Source organism: Lachnoanaerobaculum saburreum DSM 3986, assembly GCF_000185385.1.
Lineage (GTDB): Bacteria > Bacillota > Clostridia > Lachnospirales > Lachnospiraceae > Lachnoanaerobaculum > Lachnoanaerobaculum saburreum.
The window spans coordinates 1,547,751-1,567,236 of record NZ_GL622296.1; the positions used below are offsets into that span (position 1 = coordinate 1,547,751).

The 19,486-nt window shown below is 35.6% G+C and carries 21 protein-coding genes; 19 read left to right on the top strand and 2 right to left on the bottom strand.

Annotated elements, in window-relative coordinates:
• The first annotated feature begins 511 nt into the window (after positions 1-511).
• The 18 genes from HMPREF0381_RS07180 (at position 512) to HMPREF0381_RS07265 (ending at position 16,871) form a co-directional block, all read left to right on the top strand.
• Positions 512-1,069 carry a type III toxin-antitoxin system ToxN/AbiQ family toxin gene (locus HMPREF0381_RS07180; protein WP_008751273.1) on the top strand — a complete coding sequence of 186 codons (558 nt, stop codon included), beginning with the start codon at positions 512-514 and terminating at the stop codon, positions 1,067-1,069.
• A 546-nt stretch (positions 1,070-1,615) separates the two neighbouring features.
• Positions 1,616-2,494, top strand: a complete 879-nt coding sequence (locus HMPREF0381_RS07185) for a YicC/YloC family endoribonuclease (protein WP_040461770.1) — start codon at positions 1,616-1,618, stop codon at positions 2,492-2,494.
• A gap of 7 nt (positions 2,495-2,501) precedes the next feature.
• The gene (gene gmk / locus HMPREF0381_RS07190) at positions 2,502-3,134 is read left to right on the top strand and encodes a guanylate kinase (RefSeq protein WP_008751276.1); all 633 of its coding nucleotides are present in this window, start codon (positions 2,502-2,504) and stop codon (positions 3,132-3,134) included.
• Positions 3,135-3,380 (top strand): DNA-directed RNA polymerase subunit omega, encoded by a 246-nt coding sequence (rpoZ, locus tag HMPREF0381_RS07195; protein WP_008751277.1) that lies wholly within the window; start codon positions 3,135-3,137, stop codon positions 3,378-3,380.
• 62 nt (positions 3,381-3,442) lie between these two features.
• On the top strand, positions 3,443-4,765 hold the full coding sequence (gene rimO, locus HMPREF0381_RS07200) for a 30S ribosomal protein S12 methylthiotransferase RimO (RefSeq protein WP_008751278.1): 1,323 nt from the start codon (positions 3,443-3,445) through the stop codon (positions 4,763-4,765).
• The gene (pgsA, locus tag HMPREF0381_RS07205) at positions 4,762-5,301 is read left to right on the top strand and encodes a CDP-diacylglycerol--glycerol-3-phosphate 3-phosphatidyltransferase (RefSeq protein ID WP_008751279.1); all 540 of its coding nucleotides are present in this window, start codon (positions 4,762-4,764) and stop codon (positions 5,299-5,301) included. Before rimO ends, pgsA begins: the two co-directional genes overlap by 4 nt.
• Positions 5,302-5,323: 22 nt before the next feature.
• Positions 5,324-6,052 (top strand): nicotinamide-nucleotide amidohydrolase family protein, encoded by a 729-nt coding sequence (locus HMPREF0381_RS07210; RefSeq protein ID WP_008751280.1) that lies wholly within the window; start codon positions 5,324-5,326, stop codon positions 6,050-6,052.
• Positions 6,053-6,079: 27 nt separating this feature from the next.
• Positions 6,080-6,391: a hypothetical protein gene (locus tag HMPREF0381_RS07215; RefSeq protein WP_008751281.1), complete on the top strand. Its 312-nt coding sequence runs from the start codon at positions 6,080-6,082 to the stop codon at positions 6,389-6,391.
• Positions 6,388-7,278: a hypothetical protein gene (locus tag HMPREF0381_RS07220; RefSeq protein WP_008751282.1), complete on the top strand. Its 891-nt coding sequence runs from the start codon at positions 6,388-6,390 to the stop codon at positions 7,276-7,278. Before HMPREF0381_RS07215 ends, HMPREF0381_RS07220 begins: the two co-directional genes overlap by 4 nt.
• Before the next feature lie 36 nt (positions 7,279-7,314).
• On the top strand, positions 7,315-7,656 hold the full coding sequence (locus HMPREF0381_RS07225) for an arsenate reductase family protein (RefSeq protein WP_008751283.1): 342 nt from the start codon (positions 7,315-7,317) through the stop codon (positions 7,654-7,656).
• Positions 7,656-8,285 (top strand): cyclodeaminase/cyclohydrolase family protein, encoded by a 630-nt coding sequence (locus HMPREF0381_RS07230; RefSeq protein ID WP_207635181.1) that lies wholly within the window; start codon positions 7,656-7,658, stop codon positions 8,283-8,285. The genes HMPREF0381_RS07225 and HMPREF0381_RS07230 overlap by 1 nt, the downstream gene beginning before the upstream one ends.
• Positions 8,282-9,133 carry a bifunctional 5,10-methylenetetrahydrofolate dehydrogenase/5,10-methenyltetrahydrofolate cyclohydrolase gene (locus tag HMPREF0381_RS07235; RefSeq protein ID WP_008751285.1) on the top strand — a complete coding sequence of 284 codons (852 nt, stop codon included), beginning with the start codon at positions 8,282-8,284 and terminating at the stop codon, positions 9,131-9,133. Before HMPREF0381_RS07230 ends, HMPREF0381_RS07235 begins: the two co-directional genes overlap by 4 nt.
• A gap of 76 nt (positions 9,134-9,209) precedes the next feature.
• Entirely contained in the window at positions 9,210-9,803 is a 594-nt protein-coding gene (locus HMPREF0381_RS07240) for a helix-hairpin-helix domain-containing protein (RefSeq protein ID WP_008751286.1), read from the top strand.
• A 9-nt stretch (positions 9,804-9,812) separates the two neighbouring features.
• On the top strand, positions 9,813-10,508 hold the full coding sequence (locus HMPREF0381_RS07245; protein ID WP_034773447.1) for a response regulator transcription factor: 696 nt from the start codon (positions 9,813-9,815) through the stop codon (positions 10,506-10,508).
• Positions 10,509-10,510: 2 nt separating this feature from the next.
• On the top strand, positions 10,511-10,987 hold the full coding sequence (gene rlmH, locus HMPREF0381_RS07250; RefSeq protein ID WP_008751288.1) for a 23S rRNA (pseudouridine(1915)-N(3))-methyltransferase RlmH: 477 nt from the start codon (positions 10,511-10,513) through the stop codon (positions 10,985-10,987).
• A 95-nt stretch (positions 10,988-11,082) separates the two neighbouring features.
• Positions 11,083-13,377, top strand: coding sequence for a hydratase (locus HMPREF0381_RS07255; RefSeq protein WP_008751289.1), 2,295 nt, complete (start codon positions 11,083-11,085; stop codon positions 13,375-13,377).
• Between the two features lie 11 nt (positions 13,378-13,388).
• A complete protein-coding gene (ftsH, locus tag HMPREF0381_RS07260; protein ID WP_008751290.1) occupies positions 13,389-15,263 on the top strand; it encodes an ATP-dependent zinc metalloprotease FtsH in 1,875 nt (624 codons plus the stop codon).
• A gap of 129 nt (positions 15,264-15,392) precedes the next feature.
• Positions 15,393-16,871 carry an Lsa family ABC-F type ribosomal protection protein gene (locus tag HMPREF0381_RS07265; protein ID WP_008751291.1) on the top strand — a complete coding sequence of 493 codons (1,479 nt, stop codon included), beginning with the start codon at positions 15,393-15,395 and terminating at the stop codon, positions 16,869-16,871.
• Between the two features lie 48 nt (positions 16,872-16,919).
• On the opposite strand, the gene HMPREF0381_RS07270 is transcribed toward HMPREF0381_RS07265, so the two are convergent.
• Positions 16,920-17,354: an aspartate carbamoyltransferase regulatory subunit gene (locus HMPREF0381_RS07270; protein ID WP_008751292.1), complete on the bottom strand. Its 435-nt coding sequence runs from the start codon at positions 17,352-17,354 to the stop codon at positions 16,920-16,922.
• Positions 17,354-18,268 (bottom strand): aspartate carbamoyltransferase, encoded by a 915-nt coding sequence (pyrB, locus tag HMPREF0381_RS07275; protein ID WP_008751293.1) that lies wholly within the window; start codon positions 18,266-18,268, stop codon positions 17,354-17,356. The genes HMPREF0381_RS07270 and pyrB overlap by 1 nt, the downstream gene beginning before the upstream one ends.
• A 341-nt stretch (positions 18,269-18,609) precedes the next feature.
• Between pyrB and HMPREF0381_RS15020 the strand changes: the two genes are divergently transcribed.
• Positions 18,610-19,486, top strand: an 877-nt coding sequence (locus HMPREF0381_RS15020) for a hypothetical protein (RefSeq protein ID WP_040461265.1), incomplete at its 3' end; no start/stop codon positions are given.

Below are 19,486 nucleotides of genomic sequence, written 5' to 3' on the forward strand. Positions count from 1 at the left end.
CGGAAAGTTTTCGCAGACTCAAGGTAACAGAGGAAGATGTATCCTACATTTTAAGATATACAACAATATATCTTGAATGACATGGTTATTGTATCATAGGAGGTGATTGAAAGAAAGATGCAATATTAAAAAAACAGGAAGTTATCCACAAAATTTTAAAATTGGCATAATATGCCCATAAGAAGTGGACAACACAAATAATTTACAACTCAGTAGTGGATAAAATGCCGGAAAGTAAAAAAAGGGGAATAGGGATAAAAATATAAAACATTTATTCATCACCGCTGTGAGGGAATTTACTAATTTGACACTTCTAAAAATATATGTTATACTTCCAGTAAATAAAGAAGGTGTCCCACTACCGTTAAAGGTGGAGCATTAAAGAAGGTGTCTCACTACCTATATCCCAAAGGTGAAGCATTAAAGAAGGTGTCTCACTACCTATATCCCAAAGGTGAAGCATTAAAGCGAACAGAGAGGATGAAACCTCTCTGTTTTTTAGGAGAAGGCAATGGCAGAAGCGATTAAATATGGATTTTATACTGTAAATCCCGATTATCTTGAATATCTAAATCAAATAGATTCAGAGGTTTATTACAACCAATCGTATAGAAACAGTATTAAACCATTTGTTGGAATTATTGTTGGGATAGAAAACTATAATTATTTTATTCCAATATCTTCTGCAAAGGAAAAACACAAAAGATGGAAGAATGTTTCTGATGAGCATTTTTTGATTTATGAAGTAATTGATAATAACATTACTATAAATGGAGATATATACAAATATTACTCTGATGAAGAAAAAATGCACATATTGTCTATATTGGATATTAAGAAAATGATACCTGTACCAAATGGTTGTTATGAAAGAATTGAGTTTGATGAGCTTGATGACATCAGATACAAAGACTTATTTGAAAAAGAATATTCTTTTTGCCTTAAGGTAAAAACAAAGGTTTTGAAAAAGGTGGAAAAATTATATCAGAAGCAAAAGGAAACAGGAGTTATTAGAAGAGCAAATTGTAATTTTTCAGAGTTAGAAAAAGTAATGTCGGATTGGAAGTAAAAAGCTAAACTATTCATGGTTGATTGGAGAAGTGGAGAAATATCTACTTCTCTTTTTTATGCAAGGTACAAGACAGCGGAATGGAAGGTTTATCATCATAGTTTCTCAGAGGGGAAATAGCCTTAATAAAGCATAAAAAAGGATGCTTTATTAACTGACCCTTTTTATCAGCTATTCGGTACATGATACTACGATATCCATCACTTTCGGCTTTTGTTTTGAGGTAAATAAAATATAAAAACCGGTAAAATCAATGGATTTAGGCTTGACCACTACAGTGATTGAAGGGAAGATGCAATATTAAAAAAACAGAAAGTTATCCACAAAATTTCAAAATCGGCATAATACGCTCATAAAAAGTGGACAACACAAATAATTTACAACTCAGTAGTGGATAAAATGCCGAAAGGTTAAAAAAGGGGGATAGGGATAAAAATAGAAAATATTTATTTCTCACCGCTGTTTTCATTACAGCTTCCTTGACTTGTGTAGAATAAAAAAGTATAATCAGGAGCGTATGTCATAAACTGAATGGAGAAAAAAACATTGATAAAGAGTATGACAGGCTTTGGTAGAGCCGAAGAGATAACTGATAATTATAAATTGTCTGTAGAGATTAAGTCTGTAAACCACAGATATCTGGATTTAAATATAAAAATGCCAAGAAGGTTTTTTCCCTTTGAAGCTGATATAAGAAATATTGTAAAAGAATATGTTTCAAGGGGTAAAGTGGATCTTTTTATAAATTATCTGGACTTTAAGGACAAGGCGGGCGGAGTATATCTGAATAAAAATATAGTGGAAAAATACTTGGATATAGGTTTGGAACTTTGTAAAGAGTATAAGATAGTAGATGATTTGAAGGTATCACATCTTCTTCAACTTCCTGATGTTATAAGCATTGATGAACCTGAGCTTGATGAAGATGAAATAAAGAGCCGGCTCTTTACAGTACTTAAGAAGGCTTGCAAGGTATTCTTAAGTACAAGAGAAGCGGAAGGTGAGAAATTATTTACAGATATGAGTTCAAAGTTGAAAGTTTTAGCTGATACCACAGAGAATATTGATAAAAGATACCCGGAGGTTTTAGAAGAGTATAAGGCAAAGCTTACCTTAAAGGTAAATGAGCTTTTGAGTGGAGCAAGTATTGAGGAAAACAGAATTGCCACAGAAGTAACTTTGTTTGCAGATAAGATAGGTATAGATGAGGAAGTTGTAAGACTTTTCAGCCATATCAAGGCTATGAATGATGAAATGAAATTGGATACAGGCATAGGCAGAAAACTTGATTTTCTTGCACAGGAAATGAACAGAGAAGCCAATACTATTCTTTCAAAATCTACCGACCTAAATATAGCTGATTATGCTATAATATTAAAAACTGAAATAGAGAAAATAAGAGAACAGATTCAAAACATAGAATAGAGGGAGTATGGCTGACGGAATATTAGTTGTTGTATCAGGTTTTTCAGGTGCGGGGAAGGGTACTCTGATGAAAAAACTTATGTCACAATATGATAATTATGCTTTGTCAATTTCTGCTACTACAAGGTCTCCAAGAAAAGGAGAGGCAGAGGGAAGAGAATATTTTTTTAAAACTAAAGAAGAATTTGAAAAGCTTATTGCAGATGATAAGCTTATAGAGTATGCTGCATTTTGTGATAATTACTACGGAACACCGGGAGAGTATGTTTTAGAGCAAAGAAAGAGCGGGAAGAATGTCATACTTGAAATTGAAGTACAGGGTGCATTAAAGGTTAAGGAAAGGTATCCTGACGCCATGCTTATATTTGTGACACCGCCTGATGCCCGTACCTTAAAAAACAGATTAATCAGCCGCGGCACTGAATGTGAAAAGGACATTAAGGCCAGATTAAAGCAGGCAACCTTAGAAGCGGCTTGCATGAATAAATATGACTATATACTTATAAATGACGATTTGGAAAAAGCGGCAGGGGAGTTGGATCATATAATAAAAAGTCGTGGTGACCTGAAAGTGGATAACAGTAAATTTATCGAAAAGATAAAAGAAGATTTAAAGACAATTTTTTTGGAGGAAGAATAAATGTTACACCCATCATATAGTGAACTTATCAATGTTGCAAACTCGGATGTAGATCCGGGTGAGGCACCTGTAGTGCAGAGCAGGTATTCAATAGTTATTGCCAGTGCAAAGAGAGCAAGACAAATCATTGACGGTGAGATACCTGAGGTGAAGGCTGACGGCAAGAAGCCGCTTTCTATTGCTGTTGAGGAACTTTTTGAGCAAAAAGTTAGAATAACAAATGATGATCCTAATAACGAAGCTTAAGAATCATTTTGAAGTGCCATCATTTTCATGATGGCTTTTTGATTAGTTTTTGAAAGGTTTTTATGAAAATGTCAATGGTGTCACTGGGATGTGACAAAAATACAGTGGACTCGGAGATGATGCTGGGTCTTATGAACGAAAAAGGTTTTGAGTATACAGATATTGATGAAGAAGCTGATGTTATGATAATCAATACCTGTGGCTTTATACAGTCTGCAAAGGAGGAGAGTATCAATGCTATCTTGGAGGCATCCAAACTGAAGGAAGTCGGAAATTTGAAAGCACTTATAGTGACCGGCTGCCTTGCACAAAGATATAAGGATGAAATAATAAAGGAAATTCCTGAGGTAGATGCACTGCTTGGTACTTCAAGCTTTGACAAGATTGTAGAAACCGTGGAGGAAGTACTGGGCGGTGAGATAAAAAATGAATTCTTAGATCTTGACAGATTGCCGTCTATTTCAAAAAAGAGAAAGAATTCTACAGGCGGATACTATGCATATCTAAAGATTGCAGAAGGATGTAATAAAAATTGTACCTACTGTATTATACCTTCACTTCGAGGAAATTACAGAAGCTATCCGCTTGATGACCTTATTGCACAGGCAAAGGATCTTGCGACACAAGGAATCAAGGAACTTATTTTGGTGGCACAGGAGACTACACTATATGGTGTTGATATCTACGGTAAGAAGACATTGCCGAAGCTTTTAAAGGAATTGGCTAAGATAGAAGGTATTGAGTGGATTAGAATACTCTATTGTTACCCTGAAGAGATTACGGATGAACTTATAGATGTGATAGCAAGTGAGGATAAGGTCTGCAAATATTTGGATATTCCGATACAGCATGCTTCCGACAATATTCTTAGGAGAATGGCAAGAAGAACCACATATGATGATTTGGTAAATATTATAGGCAGGCTTAGAAATAATATCCCCGATATTACACTTAGAACTACAATTATTGCAGGTTTTCCGGGAGAAACCGTTGAAGATGTTGATACTGTGATTGAATTTATAAAGCAGATGAAGTTTGAAAGGCTTGGAGTCTTTACATACAGTGAAGAGGAAGGCACAGTGGCGGCAGGCTTTGATAATCAGATAGATGAGAAAGAAAAAGAGGCCAGAAGAGACAGGATTATGAGAGTTCAGCAGGAAATCTCAGAAAAGAATCTTGAAAGAAAAGTCGGAAAGACATTTAGGGTACTTATTGAAGGCAAACTTCCCGATGAGAATGTATATATAGGAAGAACATATATGGATGTGCCGGGTGTGGACGGATATGTATTTGTAAATACTGAAAGAGAGTATATGTCCGGAGATTTCTGTGATGTGCTTATTACCGGTTCATCCGAGTATGATTTAATAGGAGATGCACTATGAATTTGCCAAACAAGTTGACAGTTTTGAGAGTATTGTTAATACCTTTTTTTGTAGCAAGTCTGTTATATAAAGCCGGAGAAGACTATAATTTTAGAATTGTTGCCTTGGTCATATTTGCCGTTGCAGCAATTACAGATACCTTGGACGGTATGATTGCAAGAAAATACAATCTGATTACGGACTTCGGCAAATTTATGGATCCGCTCGCTGATAAGGTACTTGTATGTTCAGGACTTATTTGCTTTGTGGAACTGAGGCAGTTAAGCTCTGTAACAGTATTGATAGTTATAGCAAGAGAGTTTATTATAAGCGGTATCAGACTTGTAGCATCAGATAACGGCGTAGTGATTGCGGCGGCAATGTCAGGCAAGTTAAAGACAGTTGTTCAGATGATTACAGTTATTTTGCTTATTGTTAATCTGCCGCAACTAAGTATTGTAACAAATATTTTTATCGTACTAATGCTTTTCCTTACAGTATTTTCATTATGTGAGTATATTATTAAGAATAAGAGTGTTATAATGAGTAGTAAATAGATGTATTTATAAAGGAGACAAAATGGATACTGTTACAAGAAATAAGACTATAAAGCTCATTGGAATAACCGAGAAGGAAATAAGAGCCGATATTTCAGACTTAATGGACAATGAAGATTTGGATATTGAAATAAAGCCTTTTGATTCTAAGACTTATATAATACTTACAGCAGATGCCGACACTGAAGAAGATGCAAAGGATATCCTCAGACCGGTGTCAAAGGAGATAAAGAAAAGACTTGGAAGCTACATTTATTCTACAAAGGAGAAGAAATCCCTTGAAATGAGTGTGGTAAGTTTGCTCGAAAAAAATGAACTTACCATATCTACCGCAGAGTCATGTACAGGCGGACTTTTGGCAGGAAGGATAATCAATGTTCCGGGAGTATCAGATGTATACAAAGAGGGATTTATTACATATACAAATAAGGCTAAGAGAAAAACTTTAGGTGTAAATAAGGCGACACTTAAAAAATATGGTGCAGTCAGTGCACAGACTGCCAGAGAGATGGCACTTGGTGCAGCTCTTGAAGCTGACAGTGATGTAAGTATTTCGGTAACGGGTATTGCAGGACCTGACGGCGGCACTGATGAAAAGCCTGTAGGCCTTGTATATATCGGTGTATGTGTAAAGAATAAAGTTCATGTAGAAGAGTTCAGATTTTCGGGTGACAGAGCAAATGTCAGAGAACAGACCGTTATCTCTGCACTTGGGCTTCTTAGAAAATGTATTTTGGAGTATTTTTCTTAGGAAATTATATTTTACAGTGAGGTAGATATGGTATTTTCAAAAAACTTATATCTTTCATCTGATATAAAGAAAGGTTATAGAAAATATATAAGAGCCTTAAAGTTTAATAAGACATCGTTTTTATTATATCTGGTTGTATTTCTTGAGGGAGAAGACAAGCTTACACTATTGCACAATGCTATTTTTTTAAACAATTATAAGGATACGGGTGCCTGTATAGTGGGGCTTGCCTTAGGAAAAAAATCAGGAATTGAGCTTATTTCAAAAATAGTTGAAGATACCTATAAAAAAAGGCATGATTTTGAATATCATAGTTTTTTAAAAGCGGAGGAAGGATGATAGGTATATTACTTACTATATTAAAAGTTATCGGTATTATTATCCTTATTCTGATTGCCCTCGCTTTGATTATTGTATTGACGGTACTTTTTATACCGGTAAGATATAGGGGTAAGATATGTTTTAAAGAAGTGCCTGATATAGATTTGAGTGTCACATGGTTTTTTAAATTCTTAAATATCTCACTTAAGTTTAAGGATGAGCTTGATATAAGTGCAAAGGTGGCTTGGTTTTTTACAATATTTTCCAATAAGGAAGAACCACAAGATGAAAATATATCGGCACCGGATAACAGAGGCGGTAAAGATACTTCAGAAAAAGAAAGTTCAAAAAAGGGTTTATTACAGAGTACTTTTTATAAAAAAGGTGATAAATTAAAAGAAGTCAAGGCAGGAAAGTTTAAGAGTAAAGATAAAACTTCAGACTATGCAAAGGCAGCCGAACTTGACAAGCAGGAAAAAAAGCATTCAAAAGCGATAAGAAAAGCCAAAAATAAAAAGGCGGATAAGAAATCTAAGAGTTTGCTTGAAAAGATTTCGGATAAGATTAAGGATATTCACTATATAATTACAAATGATGACAATAAGTATATTTTTGCCAAAATGCTTGAAAAGATAAAAAAACTGATAGACCATGTACTGCCGAAAAAGATTGAGGGATATTTTAAGTTCGGTTTTGATGATCCTTCTGTTACAGGTCAGGTGCTTGAAATTTTTGCAATATTTTATCCGCTGTATAAGGATGATTTTAAAATCATACCTATGTTTTATGATGAGATTATAGAAGCGGATATTTCATTTAAAGGCAGACTTAGACTTATATATGCAGCATATATAGGACTGATTTTGTGGTTAAATAAGAAAAAGATAAGGACAAGACCCCAATAAGGGTCTTTCTTAATTAAAAATTGTTGTGGAGAATATATGAATATACAGATATTTGGTACCAATAAGTCTTCAGATACCAAGAAGGCTGTCAGATTTTTTAAGGAAAGAAATATAAAGTTTCAACTTGTGGACATGAAGGAGAAAGGACTCTCAAAAGGAGAGTTTAACTCAGTTATGCAGGCGGTGGGCGGATATGAAAATATGCTTGACGAAAAGTGCAAGGACAGTGAAACTTTAACCTTGATAAAGTATTTATTGCCTGAGGATAAGATCCCGAAGATTTTAGAAAATCAGCAGGTACTTAAGCTTCCTATAGTAAGAAACGGTAAAGAAGCTACTGTCGGATATACACCTGATATATGGAAAGGATGGGCATAATGAATACAGGAAGTTACAAAATAGATGACTATTTAAAAGAAGTGGCATCAAAGGCACCGATTCCCGGAGGTGGAGGAGCAAGTGCCGTTGCAGGTGCGTTATCAGCTGCACTCTCAAGTATGGTTTGTAATTTGACTGTAGGTAAAAAAAGTTATATGGCGGTAGAAGATGATGTAAAGAAAATACTTGAAAGTATGAATTCTCATATAGACAGCTTTTTAAAACTGGCCGACAAGGATGCAGAGGTCTTTTACCCCCTGTCACAAGCTTACGGATTTAAACCGAAGGATGAAAAAGAAAAGTCGGAGCATGAAAAGAACATGGAAAAGCTGTTGCTTGACGCTGCTATGATACCGCTTGAAGTGATGAAAGAAGCAAGAGGAATGTTGGATGATATTAAATTTCTGGCAAAGAACGGTTCAAAGCTTGCAGTTTCAGATGCCGGAGTGGCGGTAAGCCTGCTTAGAAGTGCGGTAAGCGGTGCTATGATGAATGTGGTCATCAATCTGAAATATATGAAAGATAAAAAGCTTGCAGGAGAACTTTTAGATGAGGCAAGTGAACTGCTTGAAAATACTATGGAGAAAGCCGATACTGTCTACAGAGAAGTTTTGGAGGTACTTTTATGATTTTACTGTATGGAGCGGACACTGCAAATATAATAAAAGAAGAAATTGAAAGTATGTGTAAAAGTTTAAACGGATATACACCCACTCTTGGAATAGTAAGAATCGGAGTAAGTCCGGCCGACCTCTCATATGAAAAGGGTGCCGTCAAGAAGATGGAATCGCTTTCATTAAATACCGAGGTATTTGAGTTTGATGAAAGTATTTCATCAGATGAGTTTTTAATTGAGTTTAAAAAGATAAATGATGATAAAAATATTGACGGAATACTTCTTTTTAGACCGCTTCCGAAGCATATAGATGAAAAAAAGGTCATTGATGAACTTGATGAAAAAAAAGACCTTGACGGCATATCATATAAGAATATAGCAAAGATTTTTGCCGGTGAGAAAGACGGCTTTGCACCATGTACCGCAAAGGCTGTAATGAAGATTATTGAGAGCAATAATATAGAACTTGAAGGCAAGAATGTTGTCATAGTAGGCAGAAGTATGGTCATCGGTAAACCTGTAGCGATGATGGCACTTAGTAAAAATGCCACAGTTACAATCTGTCATTCAAAAACCGAAAATCTGAAAGAAATTTGTAAAAAAGCTGATGTATTGATAGTGGCTATAGGAAAAGCAAAGATGATAAATGAGGATTATATTGGAGATAATGCAACAGTAATTGATGTCGGAATCAACTTTGTAGACGGTAAGATTTGTGGTGATGTGGATCTTTCAAATGTAACAAATGCTTCTATGGTCACACCTGTTCCAAAGGGAGTCGGTGCAGTGACTACATCTGTGCTTGCCGAGCATCTTGTAATTGCGGCAAAAAATAAGTTGGATTGTGAAATAATTTCTTAATATTTTAGATACTTGTTTTTAACTTTTAATTTGTTAGAATAGAAATATACTTACATGGCTGTCTGAAAGGAGAGCTATGAAAAAGGTTTTTTTAATAATATTTTTATTTTTGACAGCTTGTAGCGGCAAAAGTGATATTGAGTTTAACAAGGCGGATATAGAAACCTCTATAGTAATTGAGAGCAGTGAAACCTCTTTAAAAGAGAGTGTATCTGAAAGTACTGCTGTAGAAGAATATATTGATGTATTTGTTTCAGGACATGTAAATAATCCGGATGTGTATACATTGAAAAAAGGTTCCATTATAAACGAAGCTGTCAAGATGGCAGGCGGTTTCAGTGAGGGAGCCTGTAAGGATTATGTAAACTTAGCCAAAAAACTTGAGGGTGGCGAACATATAGTTATTCCGGGTGTGGATGAGGTTGAGAGTGCAAAATTTCAATTATCCACAGAGGAGGTAAGTGATTCACAGGGCATAGTACTTGTAAATATAAATACTGCGACCAAAGAAGAACTGATGAGTTTGCCGGGTATAGGGGAGAGAAAGGCCGATTCTATTATAGAATATAGAAAGTCAAAAACTTTTTCATCTCCTGAAGATATAATGAATATATCCGGAATAAAAGAGGCGGCATTTAATAAGATTAAAGATAAGATTTGTACAAATTAGGAGTTAATGATGAATAAGGCACTTGTTGTAGATGATGAAAAATTAATAGTCAAAGGAATCAAGTTCAGCTTGGAACAGGATGATTATGAGGTAGATGTTGCTTATGACGGCAAAGAAGCTTTAAAAATGGCTAAAGAAAAGGAATATGATATAGTGCTTTTGGATGTAATGTTGCCTGAGATGGACGGTATGGAAGTTTGTCAAGCTATAAGAGAGTTTTCCGAGATGCCTATTATTATGTTGACGGCAAAGGGTACAGATATGGATAAGATACTGGGACTTGAGTACGGTGCTGATGATTATATCACAAAGCCTTTCAATATACTTGAGGTCAAAGCAAGGATAAAGGCTATAATAAGAAGAAATTCAAAGAAGTCAAAGTCTGTTGATAAAAATGAAAGAATAATAGAGATATCGGATTTGAAACTTGACCTTGACAGCAGAAGAGTATTTGAAAAAGATAAGGAGATTAACCTCACTGCAAAGGAGTTTGATATTTTAGAGTTACTTACTCAAAATCCTGATAAGGTGTATTCCAGAGAGCAGCTTTTAAGTATTGTTTGGGGCAATAAATTGCATGAAGCCGGAGATGTAAGGACTGTGGATGTTCATGTAAGAAGGCTGAGAGAAAAGATTGAGCCCAATCCCAGTGAGCCGAAGTATATCCATACCAAGTGGGGTGTCGGATATTATTTCAAAGAATAGTTATGAATATAAATATCGTAGCTGTAGGCGGTATCAAGGAGAAGTTTTACCGTGATGCCATAGATGAGTATGCAAAAAGACTCTCAAGATATGCAAAGTTAAATATTATTGAGGTAAAGGATGAAAAGACTCCGGCAGATGCCAAAGCCTTAAAAGAGGATAAGATAAAACAGACCGAGGCTGAGCGTATTTTATCAAAGATCGGTAACAGCTATGTGGTCGCACTTGCAATAGAAGGTAAAAAATATACTTCAGAAAGCTTTGCAAAAAGAATGGAAAATTATGATATCCTTTCAAAGGGTAATCTGACATTTGTTATAGGAGGTTCACTTGGACTTCATGCCGATGTACTTGACAGAGCCGATGAATGTCTCAGCTTTTCCGATATGACATTTCCACATCAGCTTATGAGAGTTATTTTATTGGAACAGATATATAGAGCATATAGAATCAGAAATAATGAACCATATCATAAATGAGGGCAATGCCCTCATTTTAGCTTTTAAGATAAAATTAACAGCCTTGAAAATAACTTTTTGATAGGATATACTATTGTGGAAAACTAGGAGGGAATATGGTTAAATTGTACAATGGAGGTGCTTACCTCATAAACGGTAACACTCTTATAGAAGAAAATGATATAAAAAAATTAGAAACCTTTACAGGAAAAGATATAAATAAAGAAGAGGCAGGAAAGGGTAGCATCGCTTATAATATATTAAAAGCTCACAATACGTCAGGAAATATGGATAAGCTCAGACTTAAATTCGATGCCATGGCTTCACATGATATCACTTTTGTAGGAATAATACAGACAGCAAAGGCAAGCGGTATGGAAAAGTTTCCATTGCCATATGTTTTGACAAATTGTCACAATTCACTTTGTGCGGTTGGCGGAACGATAAATGAAGATGACCATATGTTCGGGCTGTCGGCTGCAAAAAAGTATGGCGGAATATATGTGCCTCCTCATATTGCAGTAATACATCAGTATATGAGAGAAGCATTTGCAGGCTGTGGCAAGATGATACTGGGCTCTGATTCACATACCAGATATGGCGCACTTGGAACAATGGCAATAGGCGAGGGAGGCGGTGAGCTTGTAAAACAGCTTTTAGAAGATACCTATGATATAAACAGACCGCAAGTAATAGCGGTTTATCTTACAGGTGCTCCGAATAAAGGCGTAGGTCCACAGGATATTGCACTTGCAATTATAGGTGCCGTATTTAAAAACGGCTATGTAAAGAATAAGATAATGGAATTTGTAGGTCCGGGAATTGCATCTATGACTACAGATTACAGAAACGGTGTTGATGTAATGACTACAGAGACTACCTGCCTTTCTTCCGTTTGGGAGACAGATGAAGATACAAAGAAATATTTGACCGTTCATGGAAGAGCAAGTGAGTATAAGCAGTTAAAGCCTGCCGATATAACATATTATGACGGAGTGGTGTATGTAGATCTTTCTACAATAAAGCCGATGATTGCATTGCCTTTCCATCCAAGCAATGTTTACGAAATAGATACACTTAATGAAAATCTGGAAGATTTATTGCATGAGGTTGAACTTGAGGCCATAAAGATAGGCAAAGAGGCAGGAAAGGGTCTAAAATTAGTTGATAAGATAACAGACGGAAAGCTTTATGTATCACAGGGTATTATAGCAGGTTGTGCAGGCGGTACTTATTCAAATGTTATGGAGGCTGCACATATTTTAAAAGGACATAGTACAGGATTTGATGAATTTAATCTAAATGTATATCCGTCATCACAGCCGGTATTTATAGAGACTACAAAAAACGGTGCTGTAGCCGATCTTATGGAGAGCGGTGCTGTAGTAAAGACTGCATTCTGCGGCCCATGTTTCGGTGCAGGTGATACACCTGCCAACAACGGATTATCTATAAGGCATACTACAAGAAACTTTCCGAACAGAGAGGGTTCAAAACCGGGTTCCGGACAGATGTCCGCAGTAGCACTTATGGATGCAAGATCGGTTGCGGCAACTGCAAGAAATAAGGGTATTTTGACTCCCGCTACAGAGTTTGCGGATGATTATACAGTACCTGAATACCGTTATGATGATACAATATATAAAAACAGAGTTTACAACGGATTTGGTAATACAAATAAGGACAGTGAGCTTATATACGGTCCGAATATTAAGGATTGGCCGCAGATGACTGCACTTACAGACAATATACTTCTAAAAGTATGCTCAAAGATACTTGATGAAGTAACAACTACAGATGAACTTATACCTTCAGGTGAGACATCCTCATACAGATCAAATCCTCTTGGGCTTGCAGAGTTTACACTTTCAAGAAGAGATCCTGAGTATGTAGGCAGAAGCAAGCAGGTGGATATTATTGAGAAAGCCAGAAGAAATGGAGAGGACATTTTAAAAGATAATGCCGAATTGACCTATGTGTTTGATAAGATAAGGACAATTGACGGCTTCTCAAATATAGTTGCAAATGATACGGAGATAGGCAGCATGATTTATGCTAAGAAGCCCGGTGACGGTTCTGCAAGAGAGCAGGCTGCAAGTTGTCAAAGAGTAATAGGAGGACTTGCAAATATTGCAAAAGAGTATGCTACAAAGAGATATCGTTCAAATGTTATTAACTGGGGTATGTTACCGTTCCTTTTAGATGATAAACCTGATTTTGAAGTGGGAGATTATATCTTCGTTCCCAATATCAAGTCTCATCTAAGGGGTGATATGTCAAAAATTCCTGCCTATATAATAGGTGAAAATATAAAAGAAATCAGCTTAAGCATCGCTGAAATGACTGATGCCGAAAAATCCATTGTAGAGGCAGGTTCTCTTATAAATTATAATAAGAGCAAAATAAAATAGAAAGGAAGTGTATGGATAAAAAAAATAAAAATGAATCCAATGGCCTTAATAACAGGACGATAATTATACTTATAATTGCGGCCGCCATTACATTTTTTGCAGTGAGCTTATTATCAAACAGGTTAAAGAGTGCCACTACAAAAGAGGTACCTTATACCGAGTTTATGCAAATGGTGAATGACGGCAAGGTGGAATCGGTAAAGGTTATGGCAAACAGCATTGAAATAAAGGTTAAGCCTAACCTGTCTGATTACTCATCTTTGACAGTTTATAAAACTGTCAGAATAGAGGACGATACATTAGTGGACAGACTTTATGCCGCCCATGTACCTGCCACTATGGAAAGATTTGAGACCACCTCCGCAATATTATCATTCTTAAGCTTTATACTGCCATTTATATTCTTTGTGCTGATGATGAATTTCTTGATGAAGAGAATGGGTGGCGGCGGATTCATGGGAGTGGGAAAGAGCAATGCAAAGGTATATGTTCAAAAGGAAACAGGAGTCACATTCAAAGATGTGGCAGGTGAAGATGAGGCAAAGGAATCATTAACTGAGATAGTTGATTTTTTGCACAATCCTGAGAAATATACCAAGATTGGAGCCAAGCTTCCAAAGGGTGCTCTTTTGGTAGGACCTCCCGGAACAGGAAAGACATTGCTTGCAAAGGCTGTAGCCGGTGAAGCGGATGTACCTTTCTTTTCACTGTCAGGATCAGACTTCGTTGAGATGTTTGTCGGCGTAGGTGCTTCAAGGGTAAGAGATTTATTTAAACAGGCACAGGCGGCGGCACCTGCCATCATCTTCATAGATGAGATAGATGCAATAGGAAAAAGCAGAGACTCAAGAATGGGGGGAGGAAATGATGAAAGAGAACAGACTCTAAATCAGCTTCTTTCCGAGATGGACGGCTTTGATTCTTCTAAGGGACTTATAGTACTGGGGGCTACAAACAGACCTGAGATACTTGACCCTGCACTGCTTCGTCCGGGAAGATTTGACAGAAGGGTGATTGTAGAAAGACCTGATCTTAAAGGCAGAGTTGCTATATTGAAAGTACATTCAAAGGATGTACTGATGGATGACTCTGTAGACCTTGAGGCTATCGGACTTGCCACATCAGGTGCAGTGGGTTCCGACCTTGCAAATATGATAAATGAGGCCGCAATCTTAGCTGTAAAAAAAGGGAGAAGGGCTGTAAAGCAAAAAGACCTTTTTGAGGCTGTAGAAGTGGTACTTGTCGGTAAGGAGAAAAAGGACAGAGTACTTAATCAGGAAGAGAGAAGGATTGTATCATATCATGAGGTAGGACATGCTCTTATCTCGGCATTACAAAAAAACTCCGAGCCTGTTCAAAAGATTACCATTGTACCGAGAACTATGGGTGCTTTGGGCTATGTAATGTATGTGCCTGAGGAAGAGACATATCTGAAGTCACAAAAAGAACTTGAGGATATGCTTGTAAGCACATTGGGCGGTAGAGCCGCAGAGGAAATAGTTTTTGATTCTGTGACCACAGGTGCTTCAAATGATATTGAGAAGGCTACTTCTATTGCCAGAGCAATGGTAACACAGTATGGAATGAGTGAGAGATTCGGTCTTATCGGTCTTGCAAAGGTTGAAAATCAATACCTGTCAGGCAGGGCGGTACTTGACTGCGGTGATACTACAGCTACCGAAATAGATAATGAAGTAATGAGAATTTTAAAAAACAGCTATGATGAAGCAATCAGGATCCTCAGTGAAAACAGAGCTGTAATGGATAAACTGGCGGAATTTCTTATCAAAAAAGAAACTATAACAGGCAAAGAGTTCATGAAAATTCTAAGAGAGATAAAAGGTCTTCCGGAAAAAGTGGAAATAAAGAAGGCTATATTGGTATAAATAAAGATGCCGGATTGGAAGGTCAATCCGGTATTTTTTATACTGTTTTTAAGTAGTAAGGAGTATAGAAAATAAAATCTGACAATAGTATAATATTAAGCAGGTAAAATCTTTAAAGGGGGTGATTGTATGTCGGTAATTAAAATTGAAAATCTAACTTTTTCGTATTACGGATATGTAAATCCGATATTTGAGGAAGTCACATTTTATTTTGATACAAACTGGAAAACAGGTTTAATAGGCAGGAACGGGATTGGAAAATCAACTCTGTTCAGATTACTTTTGGGAGAGGAGGAGTATCAAGGGGAAATAAGTAAAAGTGTGGAATTTATTAAATTTCCGCCTGATATATCGGATACATCAAAAACTGTCATAGAATTATTTAAGGAGCTGACAAAAGATGTCAAAGAGTGGAGATTTTTGCGGGAGCTTAATTTATTAGATATAGATGAATCCCTTATATACAGAGAGTTTGAAACCTTGTCTAAAGGGGAGCAGACAAAAATTCTACTGGCTGTTTTATTTACAAATGAAAAGGATTTCTTGCTTATTGATGAGCCTACAAATCATTTGGACATTGAAGGCAGAAAAATTGTCAGTGAATATTTAAAGAGTAAAAAAGGATTTTTGCTTATATCGCATGATAGAGATTTTTTGGATGGATGTATCAATCATGTTATTTCTATCAATAGAAGCTCTATTGATGTTCAAGCCGGAAATTTTACATCATGGTATGAAAATAAAATGATGAAAGACAGTTTTGAAATCACCCAAAATGAAAGATTAAAAAAAGATATTAAGAGATTAAGGGAAGCATCTAAGCAGAGCAAGAGTTGGTCGGACAAAATCGAAAAAACAAAAAAGGGTGTAAAGGTATCAGGTGTAAAGCCTGATAAGGGATATATCGGGCATCAGTCGGCAAAGATGATGAAGAAATCTAAAAATCTGGAAAACAGGCAAAATAAGGCAATAGAAGCAAAACAAAAATTATTAAAAGATATTGATACAAAGGAAAGCTTATTGATTAATTGCTTACAGCATCATAAAGATACTCTAATCTCAGTCAGCAATTTATCGGCATATTATGGGGAAAAGCAGATATTATGGAGTCTGAGTTTTGAAATAAAGCAGGGAGATATACTGGCTGTATATGGTAAAAACGGTAGTGGAAAATCCACTTTGATTAAAATTTTATCGGGTTTAAATAATAACTACAGCGGAGAAATAAAACCGTCAAGTAATCTTAAGATATCCTATATTCCTCAAAATACTTCTGATTTACATGGCAGTCTTGTTCAATATATTAAAAATATGGAGGCTGATGAAACATTATGTAAAACCATTCTTAGAAAGTTGGGTTTTTCAAGAGAATTATTTGAGACGGATATGCAAAATTACAGCGACGGACAAAAAAAGAAGGTTTTGTTATCTATAAGTCTGTCAAAACCTGCCCATTTATTTATATGGGATGAACCGCTTAATTATATAGATGTAATTTCAAGAATACAGATTGAGGAAATTATAAAAGAGTCAAAGCCCACATTGGTGCTTGTAGAACATGACAGAAGATTTGTAGAAAATGTAGCCAATAAGATAATATATTTGTAGTACATTATAAAATCAGGGTGGGTTATTGTATCCCACCCCAATAGCAAATTATCTTTTCTTTTTTCTTTTTTCATCACAGTAAATACAGCGGTATACCTCATTTTCTTTGTCTGAAAGATAGAATATATGCGGCAACTCCTGCTCTATAGATGTGATACATCTTGGGTTCTTGCATTTAATGATATCGGTTATTTTCTCAGGAAGTGAAACAGTTCTTTTTTCGACTATTGCATTGTCCTTTATTATATTTATAGTAATATTGTGATCAATATACCCTATAACATCAAAGTCAATCAAATCAAGAACATTGCCTTCGATTTTTATAATATCTTTTTTGCCCATTTTCTTTGATTTGGCATTCTTTATGATTGCCACCTGAATATCCAGTTTGTCAAGGCCTAAGTTATAATATATATCAAGGCTCTTTCCCGCTTTTATATGGTCAAGTACTACACCTTCATTTAATCCGCTGATATTTAACATTATATTACCTCCAAAAGAGTGAGAATCAAAGCCATTCTTACATATACACCAAACTGTGCCTGCTTAAAGTATGCGGCTCTGGGGTCATTATCCACCTCCACGCTGATTTCATTTACTCTTGGAAGCGGATGTAGTATATACATATCCTTCTTAGCATGTTTAAGTTTTTGCTTATCCAAAATATAGGTGTCCTTCAAACGAATATAATCCTCTTCGTTAAAGAAACGCTCTTTTTGAACTCTTGTCATATAAAGTATATCAAGCTGTGGCATAGCCTCATCAAGACTTGTAACCTCACTAAACTCAATATTATTTGCCCTAAGTACATCATCTCTGATATAGTCTGGAACTCTAAGTTCTTCCGGAGAAATAAGGACAAACTTTATATTCTGATACCTTATAAGAGCATTGATAAGTGAGTGAACAGTTCTACCGAACTTAAGATCACCACAAAGTCCTACTGTAAGATTTTTGATGTTTCCCTTCATTCTCTTTATTGTCAAAAGGTCTGTAAGAGTTTGTGTGGGATGTTGGTGTCCGCCGTCTCCTGCATTAATTACAGGTATAGAAGAGAACTTGCTTGCAACAAGGGGTGCGCCTTCCTTCGGGTGACGCATTGCTGCTATATCTGCATATGAAGAAATTACTCTGATGGTATCTGCAACGCTTTCTCCCTTTGCGGCAGATGATGAGTCGGCAGAATGAAAGCCAAGTACGCTACCTCCCAAATTAAGCATGGCGGCTTCAAATGAAAGTCGGGTTCGTGTGCTTGGCTCATAAAATAAAGTTGCTAATTTTTTTCCTTCACAAATTTTGGAATACTTATCCCTATTGTTCTCAATATCAATGGCAAGATCCAAAAGTTTATCAGTTTCTTCAACAGAAAAATCTAACGGGTTTAAAAGATGTCTCATAAATCTCCTTTACAAAAATCATTTTTCGTATTATAGTCCAATTTTTTCGGTTTTACAAGAGCCAAAATTAATATTTAAAATACCCCTGTGGTGAAAAGCTTGACTAATTTAGATATTATTGCGTGGGTAATTTAAGTAGAAGTATTATGGTTATTATAATAGTAAAAAATACTATATATATTAAATAAACTTTCAATACATATGTCATAATAAATATTGATATTTATGAAAAAATTTGATAATCTTACAAAGAGAAGCTAAGGGAGAGAGACTTTGTGATAATGAGCGTAATATATTTAAAAAATTTATTGAAACAATAGTATTACCTAGGGTATATGAAAATGTCAGGTTATGTTAACAGGTATTCACTTATAGTACTTATATTTTGCACAATAGAACAAGGTTTGGTAGCATTATCGACTGTTTCAACAGTAGAACTTGGTAGAGCTTTATCCGGTGGGGACAGTAATACATTGATTTTTTGGTCTTTTGTGTTGGTGGTCTCGCTATTGGCAGTGTTTATACCAAGATTTGGATACCAATATTTTATAGAACTGGTAAAGTACAGAGTTTTTGAAAGATATTTAGAAGTTTTTGAAAGAAAAATTTATAACAGTCCATATATTATGAAAGATAAGAGTTTGTACAGTGATAGAAAATCTGTATTTAACAATGAAGTATGGAATGTTGTTACATATAGCTGTGATTATATGCTTGATGTAGTACTTACCCTAATGAATATAATGTTTAATGTTTTAGTATTATCAATAGCGATAGATGTTAAATTTATTCCGGTCTATTTACTTACATTTGCTGTTGTACTGTTGCTTATTGCTGCTTTTAGAAAGAAGTCCGATTTACTTTCAGACATATTACAAAAGTCCGGAATAAAATTAAATAGTATAGTACTGTTTGGGTTTGATACCTTGGTCTGTGGGAATAAGTATAATTTAAATGTTTGGAAAGAGAGTATAAATTATCATATATCAGAGGTAAGGGAAAAAATATTTAAAAGAGAATCATTTGTAAGTGTAAGCTCAGGTGCAATTATGTTTTGTGGAGCATTGCCAATCATAATATTTGTATATATACTTTTTAGAAGTTCAAGCAATATAGGTGAGAGAGTGGCGTTGATAGTAACATTGCCGAGGCAAATAAATATGATACAGTACATAAATGTAATGATTGTATATATATTTGGAATAAGTAATATTATAG